General features: G+C 65.8%; 5 protein-coding genes and 1 pseudogene. All 6 read right to left on the reverse strand.

Annotation, left to right across the window (positions count from 1 at the left end; all coding sequences use genetic code 11):
* Positions 1–754, reverse strand: a pseudogene (locus B3873_RS00435) (cobyrinate a,c-diamide synthase); the annotation flags it as partial.
* The gene (cobO, locus tag B3873_RS00440) at positions 754–1356 is read right to left on the reverse strand and encodes a cob(I)yrinic acid a,c-diamide adenosyltransferase (RefSeq protein WP_209534722.1); all 603 of its coding nucleotides are present in this window, start codon (positions 1354–1356) and stop codon (positions 754–756) included. The pseudogene B3873_RS00435 and the gene cobO, both read right to left, overlap by 1 nt.
* Positions 1357–1387: 31 nt before the next feature.
* Positions 1388–2515 (reverse strand): CobW family GTP-binding protein, encoded by a 1128-nt coding sequence (locus tag B3873_RS00445; RefSeq protein WP_286863494.1) that lies wholly within the window; start codon positions 2513–2515, stop codon positions 1388–1390.
* Between the two features lie 2 nt (positions 2516–2517).
* Positions 2518–4077 (reverse strand): precorrin-3B C(17)-methyltransferase, encoded by a 1560-nt coding sequence (gene cobJ, locus B3873_RS00450; protein WP_286863498.1) that lies wholly within the window; start codon positions 4075–4077, stop codon positions 2518–2520.
* Positions 4078–4095: 18 nt separating this feature from the next.
* Positions 4096–4899, reverse strand: a complete 804-nt coding sequence (locus tag B3873_RS00455) for a cobalamin biosynthesis protein (protein WP_286863496.1) — start codon at positions 4897–4899, stop codon at positions 4096–4098.
* Positions 4896–5548, reverse strand: a 653-nt coding sequence (cobM, locus tag B3873_RS00460; RefSeq protein ID WP_286863497.1) for a precorrin-4 C(11)-methyltransferase, incomplete at its 5' end; no start/stop codon positions are given. The genes B3873_RS00455 and cobM, both read right to left, overlap by 4 nt.

The raw sequence follows: 5548 nt of genomic DNA on the forward strand, positions 1-5548 counted from the left end.
GATCGCGCGCCACGGCGATGGTCTTGCCCTCCAGCAGGCGCGGGAATGCGCGTTCCGGCGGGGGCGTACCGAAGTCCACTTCCGGAGGCAGATTGGCCAGTGAAGTAGCGGACATTCTTTCAGCCACGGCATCCAGGCGCGCATCCAGATCGGCGATCTCGGGCGCAGCCACCAGGCCCAGGTGGCGCTCCGGCAAGGCGAATTGCATGTCGCGCTGCAAGCCGGTCAGCAGCGGCACTGAAGGCCGTGCATTCTGCAAGCCCTGGCGCAGCATCTGCGCATGGCGCGGACTGGCCACGCCATTGGCCAGCACCCCGGCGAACTTCAGCTCGGGACGATAGGCCAGCAAGCCTTGCGCCAGCGCGCCGATGGTCTGGCCCATGCCGCGCGCATTGATGACGGCCACGATGGGAATGCCCAGCAACTGCGCCAGGTCGGCACTGCTGGGCTCGCCATCGAAGAGGCCCATCACGCCCTCCACCAGCAACACATCGGATTCGGCGGCGGCCAGTGCCACCTGGCGGCGGCAGTGATCCTCCCCGCCCAGCCACAGGTCGAGGTTGGCGACCGGCTGGCCGCTGGCCTGCTGCAGCACCATCGGATCGAGGAAATCCGGGCCGGTCTTGAACACCCGTACCCGCTTGCCCTGGTGGCGATACAAGCGTGCCAGGGCGGCGGTGATGGTGGTCTTGCCGTGGCCCGAGGCCGGGGCCGAGATGAACAGGGCCGGGCAACGATATTGAGGGGCAGACATCAGAACTCCACGCCTTTCTGCGCCTTCACGCCCTGCTCCTTGTAGGGATGTTTCAGCGGGCGCATCTCGCTGACCAGGTCGGCCTGTTCAATCAAGGCCTCCGGCGCATGGCGGCCGGTGACGACGATGTGCAGCATCTCGCGGCGTGCCGCGAAGACACGCAGCACCTCCTCCAGATCGAGATACTGGTATTTCAGGACGATGTTGAGTTCGTCCAGGATCACCATGTCGTAACTCGGATCCTCGATCATGCGCACGGCCTCGGCCCAGCCGTGTGCGGCGGTGCGCATGTCGGCGTCGCGGTCCTGGGTATCCCAGGTGTAGCCTGCGCCGACGACATGGAAGTCACAGTTGGCGTGCCCGCCGAGAAAGTCGCGCTCGGCGCTGTAGAGCGCGCCCTTGATGAACTGCACCACGCCCAGCTTCATGCCGTGGCCGAGGATGCGCATGCCCATGCCGAAGGCGGCGCTGGACTTGCCCTTGCCGGTACCGGTGTTGACGATCAGGAGACCCTTTTCCTTCTGGGCGGCGGCCTTCTTTTTTTCGAAGCCCTCCTTGTGACGCTGGGTCATGCGCTTGTGCGATTCGGGGTCGGTTTTCATGGTGAGGTTCTTTCCTGGTGCTGCAACAAAATCAAATCCATTCGGTGCCGGTCAACGACGACAGCAACTGCGCCACGCGCGCGCGACTGGGGTGGTAGCCGATGAAGACCAGCTCAGAGCCCCCTGCGCTCTTGCCACCCTGCGCACTGGCCACGACGGCGCGCGCGCGCACGGCTTGCAGCAATTGCGTGCTGCCCTCGCCGGTGGCGATGAAACCCTTGGTGCGCAGGATGGGCTGGTCCAGCGCCACGGCCACCACGGCACGGCGCAGGGACTCCGGCTCCTGCGCTGCCTGGCTGCGCAGCGTGAAGGATTGCCAGCCGGGGTCCTGCTCATGGAAATGCTTGTGGGTGGACAAGCCATGGCTGTGCGCACCCAGCCCGGAGTGCGCGTGGCCATTGAAGCGCCACTGGTCCGCTGCCACGGTGGCGCGTTCGCCCGGCATGCCCACCGGCGTGTAATGGTGATGCACGGTGCTGCCTGCCTGGTGCAGGCGCAGGCCGAGTGCGAGACGGATGTCCAGTCTGGCCCCATAGGCCAGCTCCAGGAAACGCACGTTCGGTGCCAATGCGCGCACGGTCTCTTCGGCCTGCAGCAGCGGTGCTTCTTCCATGCCATCGATCTTGTTCAGCACCACCACGTCGGCGCATTCCAGCTGCTGGCGGAACAGCTGCGCCGTCGCATCGCGCACGGCGTCACCGCTGGCAAAGGCTTCTTCCAGCAGCAGCGGCGTGTCGACCACGGCCAGCGTGGCATCGAGCACGAAGTGCGGGGCCAGTTCCGGCGATTGCAGCACTTCCATGACGGCACTGGGCAGGGCCAGGCCGGACGTCTCGATGAGCACGTGATCGATCTGCGCCCGCCGTGCGGCCAGGGCCAGCATGGCGGGGACGAAATGTTCATCGTCGCCATAGGCAATGAGGCCGTGGGCAAAATCCTGGATCTGTACATGACCCTGCGCATCCCCTTCGGCACGCAGCAGGTCGCCATCGATGGCGACTTCGCCGAATTCATTGATGAGCAAGGCCAGGCGGCGCGACTGGCGACGCTGGACCAGACCGCGCAGCAAGGTCGTCTTGCCGGCACCGAGGAAACCCGTCACCACGGTGACCGGTATCGGCGGCAATGGCGGCGGCAAGGTAGAGACGACGCTGGCCATCTTCAGCCCCCGGCCAGTGCTGCCAGTTGCGACTGCAGGGTCGGCACATCATGGGCCACCTGCGGATAGGCCAGTGCTGGCCGGCGCACCGTCAACAACGGGATGCCCAAGGCGCGCGCCGCCTCCACCTTGGCCCGATAGCCACCGGCCTCGCCCGAATCCTTGGTGACCACGCAGTCGATGCCCCAATCCCGCCACAGCGCTTCATTGAAGGCCTGCGAGAACGGTCCCTGCATGGCGCACAGGTGGGCGCGCGGCAAGCCCAGTTCCAGCGCGCGCTTGATGAAGTCCGGATCGGCGGTCACGCGGGCGAACCATTGCTTGGCGGCCGCACCGGGCGCCTGCAGGAAGCTGCCCAGGTCCTTGGATCCGGTGGCCAGGAAGATGCGGCCGCCCATGGCGATGGCGCGGGTGGCGGCTTCTTCCATGTCGGCGCAGACGTGCGGATCATCGCTGGCCAGGTCGCTCGGGCGTTCATAGCGCAGATACGGAATCGCCAACTCCTTGGCCAGCATCATGAGTTGCTGCGACATCTGCACCGCAAACGGATGCGTGGCATCCACCAGCACACGCGCCTGGCTCTCGCGCAAGGCCTGGCGGCGCGCTTCCACGCCCTGGCGGCCGGACCAGACGTGGGCCCCCGGACAATCCTGGCTGGCCAGTTCGCCGCCATAAGCGGTCGCCGTGGAGATCACCACCCGCTCGCCCTGCGCGGCCAGCTCGCGTGCCACCAGATTGCCATCGCTGGTACCGGCAAAGACCCACACCGCCTGCGGCGGCAGTTGCGCCACTTCAGCGGCCTGTGATTCTTCGCTCCAGTCGTTGTAGCCGCGCGGCGTAAAGATCCAGTCGCGCTTGCGCTGGGTAAAGCGGTTGCCGATGACGATCGAGGTCAGCATGTCGAACTGCAGGCCCGGCAATTCATCCAGGCGATGAATGGACACCTGCTGGCCCGGACGATAAGCGTTGCGCACAACCCCGCACAGGGTATGCGGAGCCTTGTGTTGCAGCATCAGCTGCAGGATGCGATAGACGCCCTCCTGCCGTCCGGCGCTCTGCACGTTGTAGAGCACGCAGGCCAGGTCGGCTTGGGCGATGTGGCTGGCGCGCTGTTCGATCCAGGACCACGGGCACAGCAGGTTCGACAGCGACAGCGTGGCGAAGTCATGCGACAGCGGCGACCCCAGCAGCGAAGCGCAGGCATTGGCCGAGGTCACGCCGGGAATGACGTTGACCTCATAGGTATCGTCCTCGCGCATGTCGTCGAAGGCCAGCGCGGCCATGGCGTAGATGCCGATGTCGCCGCTGGAGATGAGCGCCACGCGGCGTCCGGCGCGGGCCTGCTCGATGGCCAGCAAGGCGCGCTCGCGCTCTTGCGTGAGCGGCGGCGTGTGGATTTCCTTGCCCTCGATGTGCGAGGCGATCCAGCGCAAATACAACTCGTAGGCGACGATGACCTCGCTGTCGCGCAAGGCCTCGATGGCGCGCGGGATGATCATCTCTTCAAAACCGGGGCCTACGGAGACCAGGTTCAATACGCCTTTTTTCTTGACGGCTTCCATCTGCATACTTTCCATGTTTTACAGCTTGTCTTTGAATGTCCGCCAAGCATCGGCGTCATCCACCACGGCCACGGTCACCCCGTCCAGCGCGGTCTTGCCCAGCAACAGACGGCCACGCGGGCTGGCGATCAAGGCCGCCGGTTCGCAGACGCCGTCTACGCCCACATTCTGGCGCACCCACTCCGAGGGCTTGCCGACCCAGGCGCGCTGGGCGATCTGCTCGCGTGCAATCACGCGCAGCGGCAAGTCATGGGTGGCGCAAAAGGCCAGCAGGCCCGGCTCTTGCGCCTTGATGTCGATGGTGGCCACTTCACGCACCTGGGCCAGTGACGCGCCGGGGCACAGCGCCAGCGCCTGCGACACGGCAAGGGCAATCTGCTCCGCCGAGGCCAGCTTGCGGCAACCGATGCCCAGTACCAGCGGCTTGACCGCCTCAGTGGCGGTCGTCACCACCGGCTGCGCCCCTGTCAGTTGCGCTACGCGATAGGCCAGTCCGTTGGCCCCGCCTTCATGTCCGGCCAGCAAGGCGATGGCAAAACGCGCCACCTCATCGACCACCACCAGCGCCGGATCGCTGTGCTTGTCCTGCGGCAGGCCGTCCAGGAAGCGCACGGCAATGCCGGTGGCGCCGATCATGATCCATTGACGATGGCGGCGATAGGCCAGCGCAAACTGCTGCCGCTGCGACAGTCCGCCCTCGGCCTGCAGCCACGGCTGATACAGCTCGCCGCCCAGCCTGTCCTGCAGGTAAAGAGCCAGCGCCGCCGCCTCGGCACGCACCGGCCACAGGCCGAGTTCAGCCGGGGCGACGGGGGGATTCATGCGGCGTCCTTGTTCTTCTTGACCACGCGGAAGAGGTGCGTGAAGTCCTTGGAGTAGAGACTGGATTCGGCGACCTGTTCCTTGTTCAGGGCGGCACCCACCAGCATCATGGTGGTCAGGTTCCACTCGCCGCGCTTGTTCTCTTCCAGCACCTTGTCGAGCGATCCCTGGTAGATGCGCTGCTCCGGCCATGTCGCACGATAGACCAGGGTCACGGGCGTTTCCGGCGGATAGTGCAGCAGCAGGTCGTTGACGATCTTCTTGAGGTGCGGGCCGGAGAGGAAGATGCACATGGTGGCGCGATGTGCTGCCAGCGAAGCGATCGATTCCGATTCCGGCACGGCTGAAGCACGTCCCGACACCCGCGTCAGGATCACGCTCTGCGACACCTCCGGCTTGGTCAGTTCAGCCGACACCGCCGCTGCCGCAGCGGTGAAGGACGAAACGCCCGGCACCACTTCATAGGCAATGCCCAGCGCATCGAGACGGCGCATCTGCTCGGCAGTCGCGCCGTAGATGGCGGGATCGCCCGAATGCAGGCGCACCACATCAATGCCCTGCTCCTGCGCACGCACGTAGCAGGCTTGCTGCTGCTCAAGATCGAGGGCGGCGGTATCGATGATCTCGGCCTCGGGGTGGCAATGTTCCT

Origin of the sequence: Herbaspirillum sp. UBA812 (assembly GCF_002296545.1) — a bacterium.
GTDB classification, from domain to species: Bacteria; Pseudomonadota; Gammaproteobacteria; order Burkholderiales; family Burkholderiaceae_D; genus Herbaspirillum; species Herbaspirillum huttiense.

Bases quoted from the DNA above. Each gene is read 5' to 3' on its own strand.
- cobO (WP_209534722.1), bottom strand. From the start codon at position 1,356: ATGAAAACCGACCCCGAATCGCACAAGCGCATGACCCAGCGTCACAAG.
- B3873_RS00445 (WP_286863494.1), bottom strand. From the start codon at position 2,515: ATGGCCAGCGTCGTCTCTACCTTGCCGCCGCCATTGCCGCCGATACCG.
- cobJ (WP_286863498.1), bottom strand. From the start codon at position 4,077: ATGGAAGCCGTCAAGAAAAAAGGCGTATTGAACCTGGTCTCCGTAGGC.
- B3873_RS00455 (WP_286863496.1), bottom strand. From the start codon at position 4,899: ATGAATCCCCCCGTCGCCCCGGCTGAACTCGGCCTGTGGCCGGTGCGT.